Consider the following 19558-nt stretch of genomic DNA (forward strand, 5'->3'; position numbering starts at 1 on the left):
CAACATGATGTTGTTTAGCAAGCCGTTCAAAATCTTGTCGTAAGACTGGTTTAATTAACTGATGAAATACGGTATTCTGATGTGACAAAACCTGAATCCTGGTCGTTAAAGTGTTTGTTTGCACTCATATTTTAACTGTTCGGACTCAGGTTTTTTTATTTAAATCAAACTATGGGACAGCAGTGGCTTTAAGCCACCTTTTTTGTATCTATTTTTTAACTATATGTTTTTTTAAATGACAAATTTAAAAATTACTAAACTGAAGGCTAAGGATGCCATGCTCCATTTCAGAAACAAGAAAGCCATTACCATAAATGATAATGACTTTCATTTTAAGATTTTATCAGTGATGACTAAATGTTTTTGACTTAGAGGGTATGTTGATCTTTGACTTCTTCAAGAACCTCATCCAGCTCTTCAGGGTTTTTCATTAAATGTAGAATCGACAAGGCCAATCCGCCCCACAAGAACACCATCGAGATAATCATCATCACAATTGCTGAAGTATTCATCTTTTCTCTCCTAGCGATCTTTCATTTTGGCTAAAACAAACGCCACTACAGCACAGAAAATGACGCAGCCCCAGCCAAATAACCACTGCAGACTTACACTATAATCACCATAACCTTTTAATAACAAGTTAAAGATGGTCATTCCTAAAGTTACCAGCAAAATCAAAGAGGTAATCACGGTTAAAGTGAAATCCCAGCCTTTGCCCAATTGCACGGTTGAAATGGCATTGACATGATTTCTGATCTCAACCAAAGCCGAACGCTTGAACCACGCAATACTGATAATTGAAATCAATGCTCCGCCGATAATGCCAATGTTATTAATGAAATGGTCAATGATATCGACCAGTTTAATCGAGTTCACACTTGAGAATAGAACAATAGAAACCAGTGCACTACCACCACCGACAATCGTGACTGCTTTTTTACGGCCCCATTTCAGCTTGTCCATCATGGCTGCAATTGGAACTTCCAAAATACTTACCATCGATGAAATACCGGCGACAAATAATGAAGTAAAGAACAAGATCCCGAATAAATCCGCACCTGCACCCAAGCTAGAAATGATTTTAGGGAATGCAATAAATGCCAGTCCAATACCACCACTTACAACGTCTTGCACATTGGTATTTGCGCTATAAGCCATAAAGCCAAGTGCAGCAAAAATACCAATACCGGCTAAAATTTCAGTTGAAGCATTGGCAAAGCCCACGATTAAGCCTGAACCGGTTAAATTGGTTTTTGGCTTTAAATAAGAGGCATAGGTCACCATGATCCCGAAACCCACTGAAAGCGAGAAGAAGGTATGACCATAAGCCGCCAGCCACACTTTATAGTCCATCATCGCAGACCAGTTCGGGGTAAAGAAGGCATTTAAACCCTCTACCGCGCCCGGTAAACGAAGTGATTGAATTACTAAAAGTGTAAATAAAACAAACAATAATGGCATGAAAATCTTGTTGGAAAGCTCAACGCCTTTTTTCACACCCCCATATAAAATGATTAAGGTCAGTGCCCAAATACCGGCCAACGGCCAGAAAATGTGACTGACAAAACGAGGGTCAAAACCTGTGGCATCCGAGGTCTGCAAATAAGTTTTAAAGAAGAAACCTTCTGGGTCACTGCCCCACATCTGACCAATAGAGAAGTAGACATAACTACCTGCCCAAGTCAAAACGCTGGCATAATACAAACCAATGATGATACATACACACACTTGCCACCAGCCGAGGGTTTCACCACCACGGAACAGTTGTCGGTAGGCCTTGGGAGGTGAACTATTACTTTTATGCCCTACCGCATAATCTAGAAATAAAAGTGGCAAACCTGCAGTAATTAAAGCAATAAGATAAGGAATTAAGAATGCACCACCACCATTTTCATAAGCAATGTAGGGAAAGCGCCAAATATTACCTAAACCCACAGCCGATCCAACCGCTGCAATAATAAAGCCCGATCGTGACGTCCAGTTTTCACGAGTATCTGTCATAAAATACCTCAACCTTAGGCATCTTTAGCTGCTGCTTGTTGTTGGGTTATATCGCAAGCAAAAAAAGTACCATTCAAAAAATTAATCTTTTTATGTCTGAAGTTAGTTCTACGCCTTTTGAGCATTCTGTTCTAAATTGCAAACAGGCCGTCATCACAAAATCTTGCTTAAAGTCTTTTGCTTCTTTTTGCCTTTCAATGCTTGAACAATACCCACTTTCTGGGCCTTTTTCTGTAGTTTTTGCGGAGATTATTTAATTTTATAATCTATAAATTATGAATTGATCAAAATATAGCTTATTTAACCCTCTATTTAACGAAGCCAGCTCTTTTTAAAGCGTGAGCTGATTTTTTATTTTGCTTAGATCTGCTTAGTTCAATGGCAATCAGCGTATTTAAATACACTGATTGCCTGAAAATTTTTTATCTTTTAATCGCTAAAATACGCTCTTCCTGCATGTCACGAATCGCATATTGCACGCCTTCACGTCCCAGACCAGAGTCTTTTACACCACCATACGGCATGTTATCGACCCGGAAAGAGGGAATGTCATTAATAATCACGCCACCAACATGTAAATGATCCCAAGCATAGAGCATTTTATTCAGGTTCTGGGTATATACCCCTGCCTGTAAACCAAACCGGCTGCTATTGATTCGCTCTATGCCTTGTTCAAAGCTCTTATATTTCTCAATAATTGCCACAGGTCCAAATACTTCATCTTTATAAACCTCTAAAGAGGCATCGACATTTTCAAGCAAAGTGGGTTCAAACATCACCCCGTTCAGCTCACCACCGACCAGCAGTTTTGCGCCTTTTTTGACTGCCTTATCGACCCATTTTTTCAGGCGTATCGCTTCGGATTCTTTAATCATCGGACCAATCAGCGTGCTATCCAGTCGCGGATCAGCAGCTTTAATTTTTTTCAGTTTGGCGACCAGTTTTTTCTTCAATTCGGCATAAACATCTGCATGTACCAAAATACGTTGCACACTAATACATACTTGCCCCGCGTGGTTATACGCACCACCAATCAAACGATCCACCAAAGCATCGCTAATTTCAGTATCCGCATCAATCATGACTGCGGCATTACCACCCAGCTCCAAGATGACTTTCTTACGCCCGGCACGTGCTTTCATGTCCCAACCGACTACATCCGAACCGGTAAAACTGAGCAGTTTGAAACGGTCATCAGTGACCAGTACATCAGCATGTTCACGTGGACAGGGTAAAATCGAAAATGCACCTTTGGGTAAATCGGTCTCGGCAAGAACTTCGGCAATTTTCAATGCAGAAATAGGGGTTAAACTCGCCGGTTTAAGCACAAATGGGCAACCAGCGGCAATTGCAGGCGCAATTTTATGCGCGGTTAAATTTAATGGAAAATTAAACGGACTAATTAAGGATACTGCACCAACCGGTGCATATTTCATCATGCCTTGATAACCCGATGCAGCGGCTGTCACAGCCAAAGGAATCATGCGTCCATCATCCAGTTGGGTTACCGCATCGGCTGCAATTTGAAAGGTATTGATTAAACGTTCCACTTCTGCTGCTGCAGCCTTGCGTGGTTTCCCCCCTTCGGCAATCAGAATTTCTGTCAACTCCGCTCGCATTTCATTAAAGCGTTTCACACAATGCAGTAAAATTTTTTGTTTTTGAAAAGGTTCTAAAGCTGCCATTTCTTTTTCCGCCTTTACAGCGGACTGAATAGCTTTTTCGATAGTTTTTTCATTTGCCAAAGCGACCCGTGCATAAACCTCATGCGTATATTTATGTTCTACTTCAAGCCATTGCTCTGTTTTAACCGCTTTACCTGCAACATACAGAGGATAATCAATCACTTTTACAGCTTTATCTACCATGTAAAAATTTCCTTTAATTTCTAGAAATAACAACAATGCAATTTTTTTTCATTCACTATATGATGCGCTGAGTTGGGCATCAGTTCACTATATTTAAGTAACAAAATTATTTTCTAAAAATAACAGATCACATATTTAGGATATCCATGCAATCACTCAAATTATTTTGCTTCATCCTTGGACTTGGGGCTTTCAGCTCTGCACAAGCCGATTTTATTGGTGTTAAAGCCAGTACTGATTACTGGAAATACAGTACAGATTTAAGCAATTCTGCATCAGCACTTCCCCAGCCACAACTTGAAGATGATCACAGCATGTCATTTTCCATTGCTGTAGAACACCCGGTACCTTTTTTGCCGAATGCAAAAATTAAACATAGCAATCTACAGGCGGAAAGTGATCAGAGTTTGGCAGGGGTTAAAAGCCATCAGCTCGATCTCGATTATTCAGACTTCATTCTGTATTACGAAATACTCGATAATGTTGTATCTGCAGATGTCGGCTTCGGTGCCAAATTACTGGATGGAGATATCCAGCAGAATTTTACCCAAAATACTGAAGTCAGTGAAACGTTACCGATGATCTATGCAGAAGCGGGTGTAAAACTGCCATTTACAGGTTTGAGTGCCAAAGCAGAAGCCAGTTTTGCCAAGTTAACGGATACACAAGTTACCGACGCTCAGCTAGAACTAAAATATAATTTTGTGGATACGGTACTGGTGGATGTCGGTGCTAAAGCCGGTTATCGCATTCTGGATATTCAGCTGGAAGAAGGTTCAAACCAGGAAGCCAAATTGAAGTTTAAAGGACCTTATATAGGTCTGGAAGCACATTTCTAAAGCAGTGTTGTACGCTTTAGCTTACATGAACTGCAGAAAACGCCAGCTGTTCAAGCCGTTTGATTCACACTATATTTAACTCATCAGGAAACAGGAAGTTTCCCAAACTAAAAACAATAATAATCAGTTTGAGCATCAGGATGTGAGGTACGACAGGAGTTATACCTAAGTCACCAATACGAAGAAGCCCTATCAGAATGATGGGGCTTTTTCATGCTTCAAATTCCTCTCATACAGAAAAAAGCCTCCCGAAGGAGGCTTAAGTTTTACAAAAATCTATCTTGTGTAGATGAGCTGTTTTAAGAACGGATAGGTTGTGCAGATGCCTCAACTGTTGGTTCAGCTTTAATTTCACTCGTTTTTGCTGGACGGATAAAGAATATGGCAAGTGCGCCAATAATTCCAGGAATAGCCACAGCGATAAAATTCCATTTATGCGGCAGTTCCATGCCCAAAAGCATGCCGATCACGATTGGACCTACAATCGCCCCGATACGGCCCACTGCCGATGCCCAGCCAATCCCCGTTGAACGGACTGCAACCGGATAATACTGTGCAACATAACTGTACAGTAAAATGCTGCTGCCAATTGAGGATGCACCTGCCAGACTCACCAGCAAATAAATCACAGGCTGTGGAGAATTGAAGCCTAATCCAACTAAAGAAAGTATTCCTACAATTAACATACTGATCAGAACGCGTTTAAAGTCAAAGCGGTCAGCTAAAACCCCTCCACTTATTGTTCCAATCACTGCTCCAACATTCAATGCCAGTAAAAACATCAAGCTGCTGCCTAAAGAATAACCCGCTGCCATCATCAGTTTTGGCAACCAGCTGCCTAATGCATAAAGCATTAATAAGCACATGAAAAATGCAAGCCAAAACAAAAATGTTCCTACAGCACGATTTTCAGTGAACAATTCTTTTACTGAGGTACTTCCCGTTTGATCAGTCGAAGCTAAAACCAATTGTGTATCTGCTGATACTTGCGCTGCCGGCTCAACTTTTTGTAAAAAATAACGCGCCTGATCTTCTTTCTTTGCTTTAACCAAAAATATTAAAGATTCCGGCAGGAATTTCCAAAATAATGGAACAAACAGTAAAGGAATAACCGCAATATGGAACATGACCTGCCAGCCATAATCCGCTGTAAACCATGTTCCGCACAACGCTGCCATAATTCCGCCCATGGCATAACCGCTGAACATAGTAGTGACTAAAGTACTGCGCACACGCTGCGGTGCATATTCTGAAGTTAAAGCCACTAAATTTGGCAATACGCCGCCAATGCCCAAGCCTGCAACAAAGCGTAATATTCCAAATTCTGTTGGATTAGTGGCAAATCCGCCTAAAAAAGTAAACAGGCTGAATAATGAAACACAAATTAAAATAACTTTTTTGCGGCCAATTTTATCTGCCAGCATGCCAAAGCCCATCGCACCAAACATCATGCCAGCCAAAGCCGTACTCGCCAACATACCTGCCTGCACGGCACTCATGCCCCACTCTTGCATCAGTAAGGGCAAAACGACCCCATTAATTGCTAAGTCATAACCGTCAAATAAGACGATAAACAGGCACCAAAGCACAAGTTTCAAGTGAAATGACTTGAACTTGGCCTGATCCACTACAGCATTTACATTCATTATTGTTGCTGTCATGAGTACTCACCTCCAATTGTGAGACTTTATAATTTCAATCTACAATGAGTTTCTGGTGGAATTTTGTCCACAACTTGAAAGGCATAAACCCATACCTTAAAGGTATGGAAAATCCTATCTGTAATAAAATGTCAGGACAATACGAGCTAAGAGTAGGGTTTTTTGTTACATATTTTGCTGTGAACTATGGTTCACACTTATTTTATTTAATAAAAACAATATTTTAAAAATATAAAATTCTGTACCCGACTAAAGATGATTTGATTGAAAGATTGTCAGAGTTTGTCGACTAAAAACCCTAAAATGACAAGAACGGATGCTATGAATTGCACCATTAAATCCTAGGTAGTATTAGAGAATGCTTATATTGGGATAAATATTCATTCAGATAAATTTCATATTCTAAATACATCAGGAAGCGCTATTTTTATCAAAGCAAAAACAGCAATAAAATCTGAGTATCAGAATCATGAAGTACAATTGAAGTGATACCGAAACAACTGATGTAAAAAAGCCCTATCAATGTAGGGCTTTTTTATTAATTTATTAATGCAGGCTTTCCAAGCTTTTTAGGTAGGCAACTACTTCTTGATTTCCCGCCATTTCAGCAAGTTCCAAGGCAGTATATGTACTACGATGATCAATATCAGCACCTTTACTGACAAGTAACTTCACAACTTCCAAATGATCATTTTCAGCTGCTGCCTGTAAAGCACTATAGCCTTCATCATCGGTAGAATTAGGGTCAATGCCTTGTTTTAAGGTTTCAGTCACCTGTTCAAGATCGCCAAGTGAAGCCCAGTACACAAGTTCAGGAAGATGAAGTTCTTCGTCATCTTCAGGGATTGGGGAGATCGAATTAAATTCCATATTTATACCCACCATTTATTACTAATTGAATAATGGCTTATATCTTGCCATAAGTTCTTCTTCAGTCCGTCCTGAAATTTTTGATATTTTTTTATAATCAGGTAAAGGACATTCTTGCAGTAAAGGTTGAATGGCTTTATTTGCTTTCATATCAATATGTAATATAAAACCATAATTTTTCACTAATTTTAAGTCGATTTTTTTTCTAACGACTAAAGGAAACTCATCTAAAAATTTATAAAACTCTATAATTAAGTCATCAGTAAGTCTGAGAGCACGTTCAGTTAGATCTATTAAACACGATAAGTCATTTTGATTAATATTAGACTCAATTTCTGCATCACTTAAATCAATATATGCTGTATTTCTATCATCAAATTTAAAGAACTGTAAGCGAATTTTTTCATTAAACTCATTTCTAATATTCCATATCGAAAGCAAAGTATTGTAATTAGCAAAAAGAGTTCTTAAATATCCTACATTCAACCACTTAAATTGTTCAAAATCTGTAATAAAAACCAATTCATGATACTCGAGCTGGAAATTTTTTTCTGTTCCTATAATAGATGGTATAGCAAGAAATCTCTGATATGGATGCGAGGTTAAATTTCCATGGTAATTGCATTTAATAGATAGTAATGACTGATGAATTTCATCCGCAATTAATATCCATTTATTAATAATATCTAGCTTTCTTTTTTCTGCGGCTAATTTTTCTTGTCGCAAATATACAAAATAACCAACTACCGCACCAATCAATGAAGAAAAGAGCGCTATTGTTATAGGAAAAATATAATCTTTAATAACGTTTGATTCTTGTTTAAGTTGCAAAATTGCTTCAGCTATTAATTGCTCTTGACTCATTTTTAAAATTTATTTATAAAAATTAATTTGTTATAGCATAAAAAGCCCCCTTTCAGAGGCTTCTTTTAATCTTAATTTCTAAGCTTTCGCTGCAATGGATTTTGATGCTTTAATCTTTTCAGATTCATCTTCACTCATAATCAAAGCAACCGCAATTGCAGTAATTAGCACAGGTAAACCTACTGCCATAAAGTTAAAGTGCGCAGGCAAATTCATACCGAGTAAGCCACCAATTAAAATTGGACCTACAATCGCGCCCATACGACCAATTGCAGAAGACCAACCAATGCCCGTCGAACGCACTGCAAGTGGGTAGAACTGAGCCACATAGCTATAGAGAAGCATTTGCGAGCCAATTGAAGCCGCACCTGCCAAGAACACCAAAATGTACAGAAGGAATTGATTCGATTGGAAGCCCATTAAGCTCATCACAATCGCACCCATAATCCCAAGGAACATCAGTACAGGTTTCAAGTGGAAACGATCCGCCAAAATACCACCGCCGACAATACCGACTACCGCACCGACATTCATCACCATCATGAACATTAGACTGTTATCCATCGAATAACCAGCCGCCATCATCAGCTTAGGCAACCAGCTGCTTAACGCATACATCGTCAGTAAACAGGTAAAGAATGCAAGCCAGAACAACAATGTATTGGTTGCACGTCCACGACGGAACAAGCTCACTACGTTTGCAGCTTCAGGCACACTTTCTTGTGGCAAAGTAAAAATTGTTGATTCGGTAACTTTAAGTGAAGGCTCAAGACGACGCACGATTGCACGTGCATTTTCCTGTTTGTTTTGCTTCACCATAAACGCTAAAGATTCTGGTAAGAATTTCCAAATAAGCGGAAGTAAAAATAAAGGAATGCCTGCAATAAAGAACATTACCTGCCAACCATAAGTTGGAGTAAACCATGAACCCAACAGCGCAGCCATTACGCCACCCACGGCATAACCACTAAACATGGTTGTAACCAGTGTACTACGCATCTTTTGCGGTGCATATTCAGAGGTTAAAGCCACAAGGTTTGGCATCACACCGCCAATCCCTAAACCCGCCAAGAAACGTAAAATACCAAATTCAGTCGGATTCGATGCAAAACCACCTGCAAAAGTTAATCCGCTAAAGAGCACAATACAAATCATGATCACTTTTTTACGACCAATTTTGTCTGCCAATGATCCAAAGAACATTGCGCCAAACATCATGCCCGCAAGCGCCGTACTGGCTAACATGCCTGCTTGAACGGCACTCAAGCCCCAATCATTCATCAGTAATGGTAAAGTCACGCCATTAATTGCTAAATCATAGCCATCAAATAAGATAATGAGTAGACACCAAGCAACTACATTGAAGTGGAAAGGCGTGAATTTCGCATTATCGACTACAGAATTTACATCTATTTTTTCCGTTGTCATCGTTCTCATCTCCCATGAGTACTTGTCCATACTTAATAAAGATTATTAAGTTAAATTTCATTTATGTATTAATATACTGACAACATAATACACGCTCAATAAGACTAAAGAATATAAGTATTTCTTTATAAAATGCATTCTATCTTATTGTATTGAAATAACTAATTTTATATATAAATGAGGAAATGTTTACTATTCACTGCCGTGATATTCGACTAATTGACTAATTTTGACTTTAATCGTTTTATTTTTATTAATATATTCTAAGCAATAATAAAATTTAAGATTTTAATAATTGCCATCCATGTTCAGTCCGTATTGAAGTATTCTAGTTTATTTTTTAATCACATTTATTTGAAATTTCTCGTAATAAATTCTAAAGATATTTATCTAATATGATGCTCACCAAAATCCGATTAAAATAAAACTCCTTGGCTTTTTATAGACATAAAAAAATCCCCCTCTGCTTTATAGCGGAGGGGGATTTTTCGGAATAATGAGCTGGCGATGACTTACTCTCACATGGGTAACCCCACACTACCATCAGCGCAAAGAGGTTTCACTTCTGAGTTCGGGAAGGGATCAGGTGGTTCACTCTTGCTATTGTCGCCAGCACAACTGTTTATGATTACTCGCTATGGTCTTATTTACACTGGGTGTATGCCTAGCTTTGGTCAAAAGAGTTATTAACAGATATATTTGAGTCAAAGTTTAAGGACTAGCGTCAGCCAAATCAAGCGTTTTGCTTAGAAATCTTTCGAAACAACAACTGTTTGGGTGTTGTATAGTCAAGCCTCACGAGTAATTAGTATTGGTCAGCTTCATGCATCACTGCACTTCCACATCCAACCTATCAACGTTGTAGTCTTCAACGGCTCTTTAGAGGACATAAAGTCCTTGGGAAATCTTATCTTGAGGTAGGCTTCCCGCTTAGATGCTTTCAGCGGTTATCCCTTCCAAACATAGCTACCCGGCGATGCCACTGGCGTGACAACCGGTACACCAGAGGTTTGTCCACTCTGGTCCTCTCGTACTAGGAGCAGATCCTCTCAAATTTCCAGCGCCCACGGTAGATAGGGACCGAACTGTCTCACGACGTTCTAAACCCAGCTCGCGTACCTCTTTAAATGGCGAACAGCCATACCCTTGGGACCTGCTTCAGCCCCAGGATGAGATGAGCCGACATCGAGGTGCCAAACACCGCCGTCGATATGAACTCTTGGGCGGTATCAGCCTGTTATCCCCAGAGTACCTTTTATCCGTTGAGCGATGGCCCTTCCATACAGAACCACCGGATCACTAAGACCTACTTTCGTACCTGCTCGACTTGTGGGTCTCGCAGTTAAGCGCGCTTTTGCCTTTATACTCTACGCGTGATTTCCGACCACGCTGAGCGCACCTTCGTACTCCTCCGTTACTCTTTAGGAGGAGACCGCCCCAGTCAAACTACCCACCAGACATGGTCCTCGCTCCAGATTATGGAGCAGAGTTAGAACCTCAATATTACCAGGGTGGTATTTCAAGATTGGCTCCACCAGAACTAGCGTCCTGGTTTCAAAGCCTCCCACCTATCCTACACAAGTAAGATCAAAGTTCAATGTCAAGCTGCAGTAAAGGTTCACGGGGTCTTTCCGTCTAGCCGCGGGTACACCGCATCTTCACGGCGAATTCGATTTCACTGAGTCTCTGCTGGAGACAGCGCCCCCATCATTATGCCATTCGTGCAGGTCGGAACTTACCCGACAAGGAATTTCGCTACCTTAGGACCGTTATAGTTACGGCCGCCGTTTACTGGGGCTTCGATCAAGAGCTTCGCTTACGCTAACCCCATCAATTAACCTTCCAGCACCGGGCAGGCATCACACCCTATACGTCCACTTTCGTGTTTGCAGAGTGCTATGTTTTTAATAAACAGTTGCAGGGGCCTGGTTTCTGTGGCTGTCAACCGCTCATCCCGCAAGGGGAATCACCGTCGACAGCGTACCTTCTCCCGAAGTTACGGTACCATTTTGCCTAGTTCCTTCAGCAGAGTTCTCTCAAGCGCTTTGGTCTACTCGACCTGACCACCTGTGTCGGTTTCGGGTACGATTCCTGTGTAACTGAAGCTTAGAGACTTTTCCTGGAAGTATGGTATCAGCCACTTCGCTGTACAAGTACAGCTTGCTATCAGTTCTCAGCATAGAGCACCCCGGATTTGCCTAAGATGCATGCCTACTACCTTTCACCTGGACAACCATCGCCAGGCTGACTTAACCTTCTCCGTCCTCTCATCGCATTACACAGAAGTATTGGAATATTAACCAATTTCCCATCGACTACGCCTCTCGGCCTCGCCTTAGGGGTCGACTCACCCAGCCCCGATTAACGTTGGACTGGAACCCTTGGTCTTTCAGCGTGCGAGTTTTTCACTCGCATTGTCGTTACTCACGTCAGCATTCGCACTTCTGATACCTCCAGCAGACTTCTCAATCCACCTTCATCGGCTTACAGAACGCTCCCCTACCACGTGCAATAAATTGCACATCCGCAGCTTCGGCATATAGTTTTAGCCCCGTTACATCTTCCGCGCAGGCCGACTCGACTAGTGAGCTATTACGCTTTCTTTAAAGGGTGGCTGCTTCTAAGCCAACCTCCTAGCTGTCTATGCCTTCCCACATCGTTTCCCACTTAACTATAATTTTGGGGCCTTAGCTGGCGGTCTGGATTGTTTTCCTCTTGACTACGGACGTTAGCACCCGCAGTCTGTCTCCCGGATAGTACTCATTGGTATTCGGAGTTTGCATCGGTTTGGTAAGTCGGGATGACCCCCTAGCCGAAACAGTGCTCTACCCCCAATGGTATTCGTCCGAGGCGCTACCTAAATAGCTTTCGGGGAGAACCAGCTATCACCGAGTTTGATTAGCCTTTCACCCCTATCCACAAGTCATCCCCTGGCTTTTCAACGACAGTGGGTTCGGTCCTCCAGTTAGTGTTACCCAACCTTCAACCTGCTCATGGATAGATCACCCGGTTTCGGGTCTACACCCAGCAACTGAACGCCCTATTAAGACTCGGTTTCCCTACGGCTCCCCTATACGGTTAACCTTGCTACTGAATGTAAGTCGCTGACCCATTATACAAAAGGTACGCAGTCACCGGACACAATGCCGGCTCCCACTGCTTGTATGCATGCGGTTTCAGGATCTATTTCACTCCCCTCACAGGGGTTCTTTTCGCCTTTCCCTCACGGTACTGGTTCACTATCGGTCAGTCAGGAGTATTTAGCCTTGGAGGATGGTCCCCCCATATTCAGACAAGGTTTCACGTGCCTCGCCCTACTCGACATCATCATATAAGCCCTTTCGTGTACAGGACTATCACCCACTACGGTTGCACTTCCCAGAGCATTCCACTAGAACTTATATGACTTAATGGGCTTTTCCCCGTTCGCTCGCCGCTACTAAGGGAATCTCAATTGATTTCTTTTCCTAAGGGTACTGAGATGTTTCACTTCCCCTCGTTCGCCTTGCATGACTATGTATTCATCATGCAATACCTACCTTATGGTAAGTGGGTTTCCCCATTCAGAAATCTCCGGATCACAGGATATTTGCCGCCTCCCCGGAGCTTATCGCAGGCTATTACGTCTTTCATCGCCTCTGACTGCCAAGGCATCCACCACATGCACTTAATTACTTGACTATACAACCCCAAACAGTCGTTAATCCCTACAAGCAGGATTAAGACAGATCATCATGATTACTCATCACAATCGTACAGTTTGTTGTCCGTAGATTGAACTACAGTACAGCTTCTATTAGATTCATATACCAAAACGCTTGATTCAGTTAATCGCTAGTTCTCAGTTCTTCATTTCACCTAACAGTAACAAGTTACTGCTAAATTCAATTCAGTTCTGAGCCTTAAACAATTTATTTCAACTCAAATATAATCTGTTAATGATTTTTCTAGCCTTCGTCAGGTCTAGAAACCGTGATAAATCACAGAACTTAATAAACTTAAATAGTTCACTAAATTCTATAATTTCTCAGCTTAATATATGGTGGAGACTAACGGAGTCGAACCGTTGACCTCCTGCGTGCAAAGCAGGCGCTCTACCAACTAAGCTAAGTCCCCAGCTTATCATTAGGTCAATGTATCTTTTAGTGTGTAACTTATTTCCAGATTTCCATCTTTCAATATGCAGTTAGTAGACTTGGTGGGTCTGACAAGACTTGAACTTGTGACCCCACGCTTATCAAGCGTGTGCTCTAACCAACTGAGCTACAGACCCTCAGATACATCTTTATGAAGAACAACTTGTTGTGGATTCTTACCGATCGTCAATCTTTCGTTAAGGAGGTGATCCAGCCGCAGGTTCCCCTACGGCTACCTTGTTACGACTTCACCCCAGTCATCGGCCACACCGTGGTAAGCGTCCTCCTTGCGGTTAGACTACCTACTTCTGGTGCAACAAACTCCCATGGTGTGACGGGCGGTGTGTACAAGGCCCGGGAACGTATTCACCGCGGCATTCTGATCCGCGATTACTAGCGATTCCGACTTCATGGAGTCGAGTTGCAGACTCCAATCCGGACTACGATCGGCTTTTTGAGATTAGCATCCTCTCGCGAGGTAGCAACCCTTTGTACCGACCATTGTAGCACGTGTGTAGCCCTGGTCGTAAGGGCCATGATGACTTGACGTCGTCCCCGCCTTCCTCCAGTTTGTCACTGGCAGTATCCTTAAAGTTCCCGGCTTAACCCGCTGGCAAATAAGGAAAAGGGTTGCGCTCGTTGCGGGACTTAACCCAACATCTCACGACACGAGCTGACGACAGCCATGCAGCACCTGTATGTAAGTTCCCGAAGGCACCAATCCATCTCTGGAAAGTTCTTACTATGTCAAGACCAGGTAAGGTTCTTCGCGTTGCATCGAATTAAACCACATGCTCCACCGCTTGTGCGGGCCCCCGTCAATTCATTTGAGTTTTAGTCTTGCGACCGTACTCCCCAGGCGGTCTACTTATCGCGTTAGCTGCGCCACTAAAGTCTCAAAGACCCCAACGGCTAGTAGACATCGTTTACGGCATGGACTACCAGGGTATCTAATCCTGTTTGCTCCCCATGCTTTCGTACCTCAGTGTCAGTATTAGGCCAGATGGCTGCCTTCGCCATCGGTATTCCTCCAGATCTCTACGCATTTCACCGCTACACCTGGAATTCTACCATCCTCTCCCATACTCTAGCCAACCAGTATCGAATGCAATTCCCAAGTTAAGCTCGGGGATTTCACATTTGACTTAATTGGCCACCTACGCACGCTTTACGCCCAGTAAATCCGATTAACGCTTGCACCCTCTGTATTACCGCGGCTGCTGGCACAGAGTTAGCCGGTGCTTATTCTGCGAGTAACGTCCACTATCTCAGAGTATTAATCTAAGTAGCCTCCTCCTCGCTTAAAGTGCTTTACAACCAAAAGGCCTTCTTCACACACGCGGCATGGCTGGATCAGGGTTCCCCCCATTGTCCAATATTCCCCACTGCTGCCTCCCGTAGGAGTCTGGGCCGTGTCTCAGTCCCAGTGTGGCGGATCATCCTCTCAGACCCGCTACAGATCGTCGCCTTGGTAGGCCTTTACCCCACCAACTAGCTAATCCGACTTAGGCTCATCTATTAGCGCAAGGCCCGAAGGTCCCCTGCTTTCCCCCGTAGGGCGTATGCGGTATTAGCATTCCTTTCGAAATGTTGTCCCCCACTAATAGGCAGATTCCTAAGCATTACTCACCCGTCCGCCGCTAGGTAAGGTAGCAAGCTACCTTTCCCCGCTCGACTTGCATGTGTTAAGCCTGCCGCCAGCGTTCAATCTGAGCCATGATCAAACTCTTCAGTTAAAAATCATTAGTAGCTTATGGCTACAAATCTTGGCTCATCAATTTTCTGACTTTAATTTCTCAAATAAACTTCGAGTAATTTCTACCATCAATCAATGAAAATAATTTCGATCGATCAACCGGTAAAAATCCACACAAGTTGTTCTTCATAATCTCTTAATGATCTTCTTGCTACTTCGTCAGCAGCAAGCTAGGTCGGCTATATTACTCTCTATTGAAAGAAAGTCAACAGGTTTTATTGATTAATTTTCAACTTCCTCAAGACTTTCAGATTCAAACCTTTTAGGCTAAATCCTTGTTTCTCAACAAGTTTTAATCAACATCACCGCCGATGGATGTGCATTCTACAGCATTTCAGGCCAGGCGCAACCCCTTTTCCGCTTTATTTTAGAAATAATGCTTCAACTGTTTATTTATTCTACAGAATGGAGCACTGTTCTTATTTTTAAGCTTAAATTCACAAAGTTTTTCAGTTTAAAACTTACAAATAGATCAAATAGACTCCACACCCATACTATTTTAATTATTTTTACCACCTCCTATTCTCTATATTCTGCATCACTCCCTCTAATTCCCAAATCCCCATTAAATACAATATGTACAAACAATCAAAAATACACAGAATAAAAAAGAGTCGCTGGATTTAAACCAAAACACCTATCAAATAAATCAACACAAAAGAGCAATTTAAATTTTTTTGGTTTTATTTTTACTCAAAGCAACTTATTCACATCTTTAATAAGTTCAACCCACCCACCCTCAATTGGTTTTATATTGCCCCATCGGTAGCGATCAAATCGCTTCTGATATTTAAACCGTGATTACTAAAGATTATTCAAACCATGTTGAATGTTGAATGTTGAATGTTGAATGTTGAATGTTGAATGTTGAATGTTGAATGTTGAATGTTGAATGTTGAATGTTGAATGTTGAATGTTGAATGTTGAATGTTGAATGTTGAATGTTGAATGTTGAATGTTGAATGTTGAATGTTGAATGTTGAATGTTGAATGTTGAATGTTGAATGTTGAATGTTGAATGTTGAATGTTGAATGTTGAATGTTGAATGTTGAATGTTGAATGTTATTATTAAATTTCAGGCATAAAAAAACCGCATTTAAGCGGATTATTTATATCATCTTTTAGAAAGATGGTCGGAGCAGTAGGATTCGAACCTACGACCCCCTGGTCCCAAACCAGGTGCGCTACCAAGCTGCGCCATGCTCCGAATTGGGGTGAATGATGGGGCTCGAACCCACGACAACCGGAATCACAATCCGGGGCTCTACCAACTGAGCTACATCCACCGTTACAACATTTTCAGATTCTAAAATATCAAGCTACCATAAATGGTGCGCCTGACAGGATTCGAACCTGTGACCATCCGCTTAGAAGGCGGATGCTCTATCCTACTGAGCTACAGGCGCATGACCTATGATATTAAATACCATGAAACCTTTGCCTTGAAGAATTGGTCGGAGCAGTAGGATTCGAACCTACGACCCCCTGGTCCCAAACCAGGTGCGCTACCAAGCTGCGCCATGCTCCGATTCATCTTAGCTTCATACTGCACTTCATGCGGTACGGTGTGCATTCTAGGCGCGACGCTTAGCAACGTCAACACCTATAGTCAAAAAAAATTAAAAAAACGCTTCGAATGTATATTTATCAAGCACTTTAGCTATTTTATATACAATTATTAACGTTTTAAATTAGCACTGAAGTTCAACATGCGATCAAGAGGTAATTTAGCCCGTTCCGCAAGGGCTGGATCAACGTGTATTTCTTGATCACCTTTTTGTAAAACCGCTAGAATTCCATCCAATTCATTCATCGCCATCCAAGGACAATGCGCACAAGAGCGACAAGTTGCCCCCTCACCTGCTGTTGGTGCTTCAATCAGAATCTTGTTTGGCACAGCTTGTTGCATTTTATAGAAGATGCCACGGTCGGTTGCCACAATCAAACGCTCATTTGGCAGTGTTTGTGCCGCTTTAATCAGTTGCGAGGTACTTCCTACTGCATCAGCGATATCAACCACTGATTCTGGTGACTCTGGATGCACCAATACCGCTGCATCTGGATAGAGTGCTTTCATATTGGCAATACCGCGTGCACGAAATTCTTCATGCACAATACAAGCACCGTCCCAAAGTAACATGTCTGCACCGGTTTTCTTCTGGATGTAACGGCCGAGATGCTGATCTGGCGCCCAGATAATCTTTTCACCCAGACTCTCTAAGTGTTCAATAATTTCGACTGCACAACTCGATGTTACTACCCAATCAGCTCGGGCTTTAACTGCTGCAGAAGTATTGGCATACACCACAACGGTATGATCTGGATGCGCATCACAGAAGGCTGTAAACTCATCGACAGGACAACCCAAATCCAAAGAACAAGTGGCTTCCAAGGTTGGCATCAACACTGTTTTTTCAGGAGAAAGGATTTTCGCTGTTTCTCCCATGAATTTCACACCCGCCACAACTAAGGTTGAAGCTGGATGGTCACGACCAAAACGAGCCATTTCTAACGAATCTGAAACACAACCACCTGACAATTCCGCTAACTCTTGAACTTCAGGATCGCAATAGTAATGAGCGACAAGGACAGCGTCGCGTTTTTTGAGTTCTGCTAGAATTTGCGCAAACTTTTCCTGTTTGACCTCATCACTCAAATGAATATCTTTAGGCTCACCTAAACGATCTAAATGCGCCTGCACAATCGATTTAGCCTCATTGGCAATTAAATTGGTCGCATCATTCATAAACATCATCTCTATCCTTAGTGCTTGTTAGACCACAAGCAGTACACTCAATTTACTGATCAGAATGGCATCTTGCTTTTTTGACCAGTCATTAAAAACTTTGCATTATAAAAAAGCCTCACTACGGAGGCTTTTTCATTCAACTAAACTTAAGAACGGTAATCTGCATTGATCTTGACATAGTCGTAAGACAGATCACAGGTATAGACCGTGTCTTTTGCTTGACCTCGTCCTAAATCAACACGAATCGTCATTTCAGCTTGAGACATCACGCGCGCGCCAGCTTCCTCCGTATAGTCCGCTGCCGCACCACCATCTTTGCAGATTTGTACATCATCTAACCAAACCTGGATTTTTTCAACGTCTAAATTTTTAACACCTGCATAACCAATCGCTGCAAGGATACGCCCCCAGTTTGGATCGGATGCAAAAAATGCAGTTTTCACCAAGGGTGAATGCGCAATGCTATAGGCAATATCGCAACATTCTTGGGTATCTGCACCGCCTTCAACTGCAACCGTAATGAACTTGGTTGCACCTTCGCCATCACGCACAATCAGTTGTGCCAAACGTTTCATCACATGAGTTAAAACATCGAGAACCGCAGCATAACGTATATCATCAGTCGATGTGATTTCTGCACCACCGGCTTGACCTGTCGCTACAAAAATACATGAGTCATTGGTTGAGGTATCGCCATCCACCGTAATACGGTTGAATGAAACGTTTACCGTTGTTTTTAATAGCTGCTGCACTAATTCACGGCTGATCGGTGCATCGGTAGCGACATAGCTCAGCATGGTCGCCATATTCGGGCGAATCATGCCTGCGCCTTTTGAGATACCGGTCATGGTGTAAGTTACACCATCTAGCTCAAATTGTTCAGATGCACCTTTAGGCAAAGTATCTGTGGTCATAATGCCGGTCGCTGCATCTAACCAGGCATCATCGCGTAATGAATCAAGTGCAGGTTGCAAACCATTCATCAAACGCTCAATAGGCAATTGCTCGCCAATCACTCCGGTTGAAAAGGGCAAAATTTCGTTATCTGACACACCAGCAAGTTCAGCCAGTTTCGCGCAAGTCGCTTGTGCATTTGCCATTCCGACTTTGCCGGTACCTGCATTGGCATTGCCGGTATTAATTACTAAATAGCGCGGATTACCTACCTGAAGATGCGCTTTACAGACATGCACAGGTGCAGCACAAAATGCATTTTGCGTAAATACACCAGCAACATTTGAGCCTTCAGCAAATTCAAAAATGACAAGGTCACGTCGGTTCTGATAGCGCACATACGCTTCAGCTGAACCAATTTTTACACCTTTAACCACATGCATCTGTGGCATTGTTACGTCGCCCACCGCCATTTTTAAACTTCCAAATAA

General features: G+C 42.2%; 11 protein-coding genes, 6 tRNA genes and 3 rRNA genes. 1 reads left to right on the forward strand and 19 read right to left on the reverse strand.

Annotation, left to right across the window (positions count from 1 at the left end):
- The 4 genes from B9T23_RS16595 to B9T23_RS09905 all read right to left on the reverse strand — a co-directional run.
- A partial coding sequence (locus tag B9T23_RS16595) for a DUF4372 domain-containing protein (protein ID WP_143222516.1) occupies positions 1–88 on the reverse strand: 88 nt, incomplete at its 3' end.
- A gap of 280 nt (positions 89–368) precedes the next feature.
- On the reverse strand, positions 369–512 hold the full coding sequence (locus B9T23_RS09895) for a methionine/alanine import family NSS transporter small subunit (protein ID WP_067725673.1): 144 nt from the start codon (positions 510–512) through the stop codon (positions 369–371).
- 10 nt (positions 513–522) lie between these two features.
- Positions 523–2001 (reverse strand): sodium-dependent transporter, encoded by a 1479-nt coding sequence (locus B9T23_RS09900; RefSeq protein ID WP_086193986.1) that lies wholly within the window; start codon positions 1999–2001, stop codon positions 523–525.
- 422 nt (positions 2002–2423) lie between these two features.
- A complete protein-coding gene (locus tag B9T23_RS09905) occupies positions 2424–3869 on the reverse strand; it encodes an aldehyde dehydrogenase family protein (RefSeq protein WP_086193987.1) in 1446 nt (481 codons plus the stop codon).
- A 146-nt stretch (positions 3870–4015) separates the two neighbouring features.
- On the opposite strand from B9T23_RS09905, the gene B9T23_RS09910 reads away from it, so the two are divergent.
- A complete protein-coding gene (locus B9T23_RS09910) occupies positions 4016–4708 on the forward strand; it encodes a TIGR04219 family outer membrane beta-barrel protein (protein WP_086193988.1) in 693 nt (230 codons plus the stop codon).
- A 299-nt stretch (positions 4709–5007) separates the two neighbouring features.
- Here the strand turns inward: B9T23_RS09910 and B9T23_RS09915 are convergent, their stop codons facing one another.
- The 15 genes from B9T23_RS09915 to argJ form a co-directional block, all read right to left on the reverse strand.
- On the reverse strand, positions 5008–6369 hold the full coding sequence (locus B9T23_RS09915; RefSeq protein ID WP_086193989.1) for an MFS transporter: 1362 nt from the start codon (positions 6367–6369) through the stop codon (positions 5008–5010).
- 546 nt (positions 6370–6915) lie between these two features.
- On the reverse strand, positions 6916–7239 hold the full coding sequence (locus B9T23_RS09920) for an ankyrin repeat domain-containing protein (protein ID WP_086193990.1): 324 nt from the start codon (positions 7237–7239) through the stop codon (positions 6916–6918).
- A 21-nt stretch (positions 7240–7260) separates the two neighbouring features.
- On the reverse strand, positions 7261–8103 hold the full coding sequence (locus B9T23_RS09925) for a hypothetical protein (protein WP_228145917.1): 843 nt from the start codon (positions 8101–8103) through the stop codon (positions 7261–7263).
- A 78-nt stretch (positions 8104–8181) separates the two neighbouring features.
- Positions 8182–9531, reverse strand: coding sequence for an aromatic acid/H+ symport family MFS transporter (locus B9T23_RS09930; protein WP_086193991.1), 1350 nt, complete (start codon positions 9529–9531; stop codon positions 8182–8184).
- Between the two features lie 499 nt (positions 9532–10030).
- Positions 10031–10145, reverse strand: a 5S ribosomal RNA gene (gene rrf / locus B9T23_RS09935).
- Positions 10146–10315: 170 nt separating this feature from the next.
- Positions 10316–13212 (reverse strand): 23S ribosomal RNA (locus B9T23_RS09940).
- A gap of 359 nt (positions 13213–13571) precedes the next feature.
- Positions 13572–13647, reverse strand: a tRNA-Ala gene (locus tag B9T23_RS09945).
- Between the two features lie 80 nt (positions 13648–13727).
- Positions 13728–13804 (reverse strand) — tRNA-Ile (locus B9T23_RS09950).
- A 61-nt stretch (positions 13805–13865) separates the two neighbouring features.
- Positions 13866–15403, reverse strand: a 16S ribosomal RNA gene (locus tag B9T23_RS09955).
- Together the 16S, 23S and 5S rRNA genes with 2 tRNA genes alongside form the textbook arrangement of a ribosomal RNA operon.
- 1151 nt (positions 15404–16554) lie before the next feature.
- Positions 16555–16631, reverse strand: a tRNA-Pro gene (locus B9T23_RS09970).
- 3 nt (positions 16632–16634) lie between these two features.
- Positions 16635–16710, reverse strand: a tRNA-His gene (locus B9T23_RS09975).
- A 43-nt stretch (positions 16711–16753) separates the two neighbouring features.
- Positions 16754–16830: transfer RNA gene (locus B9T23_RS09980), tRNA-Arg, on the reverse strand.
- A 45-nt stretch (positions 16831–16875) separates the two neighbouring features.
- Positions 16876–16952: transfer RNA gene (locus B9T23_RS09985), tRNA-Pro, on the reverse strand.
- A gap of 150 nt (positions 16953–17102) precedes the next feature.
- Entirely contained in the window at positions 17103–18170 is a 1068-nt protein-coding gene (nadA, locus tag B9T23_RS09990) for a quinolinate synthase NadA (protein WP_086194081.1), read from the reverse strand.
- A gap of 149 nt (positions 18171–18319) precedes the next feature.
- Positions 18320–19540: a bifunctional glutamate N-acetyltransferase/amino-acid acetyltransferase ArgJ gene (argJ, locus tag B9T23_RS09995; protein WP_086193992.1), complete on the reverse strand. Its 1221-nt coding sequence runs from the start codon at positions 19538–19540 to the stop codon at positions 18320–18322.
- Positions 19541–19558 lie beyond the last annotated feature (18 nt).

The organism is Acinetobacter terrae, from assembly GCF_002135195.1.
Lineage (GTDB): Bacteria > Pseudomonadota > Gammaproteobacteria > Pseudomonadales > Moraxellaceae > Acinetobacter > Acinetobacter terrae.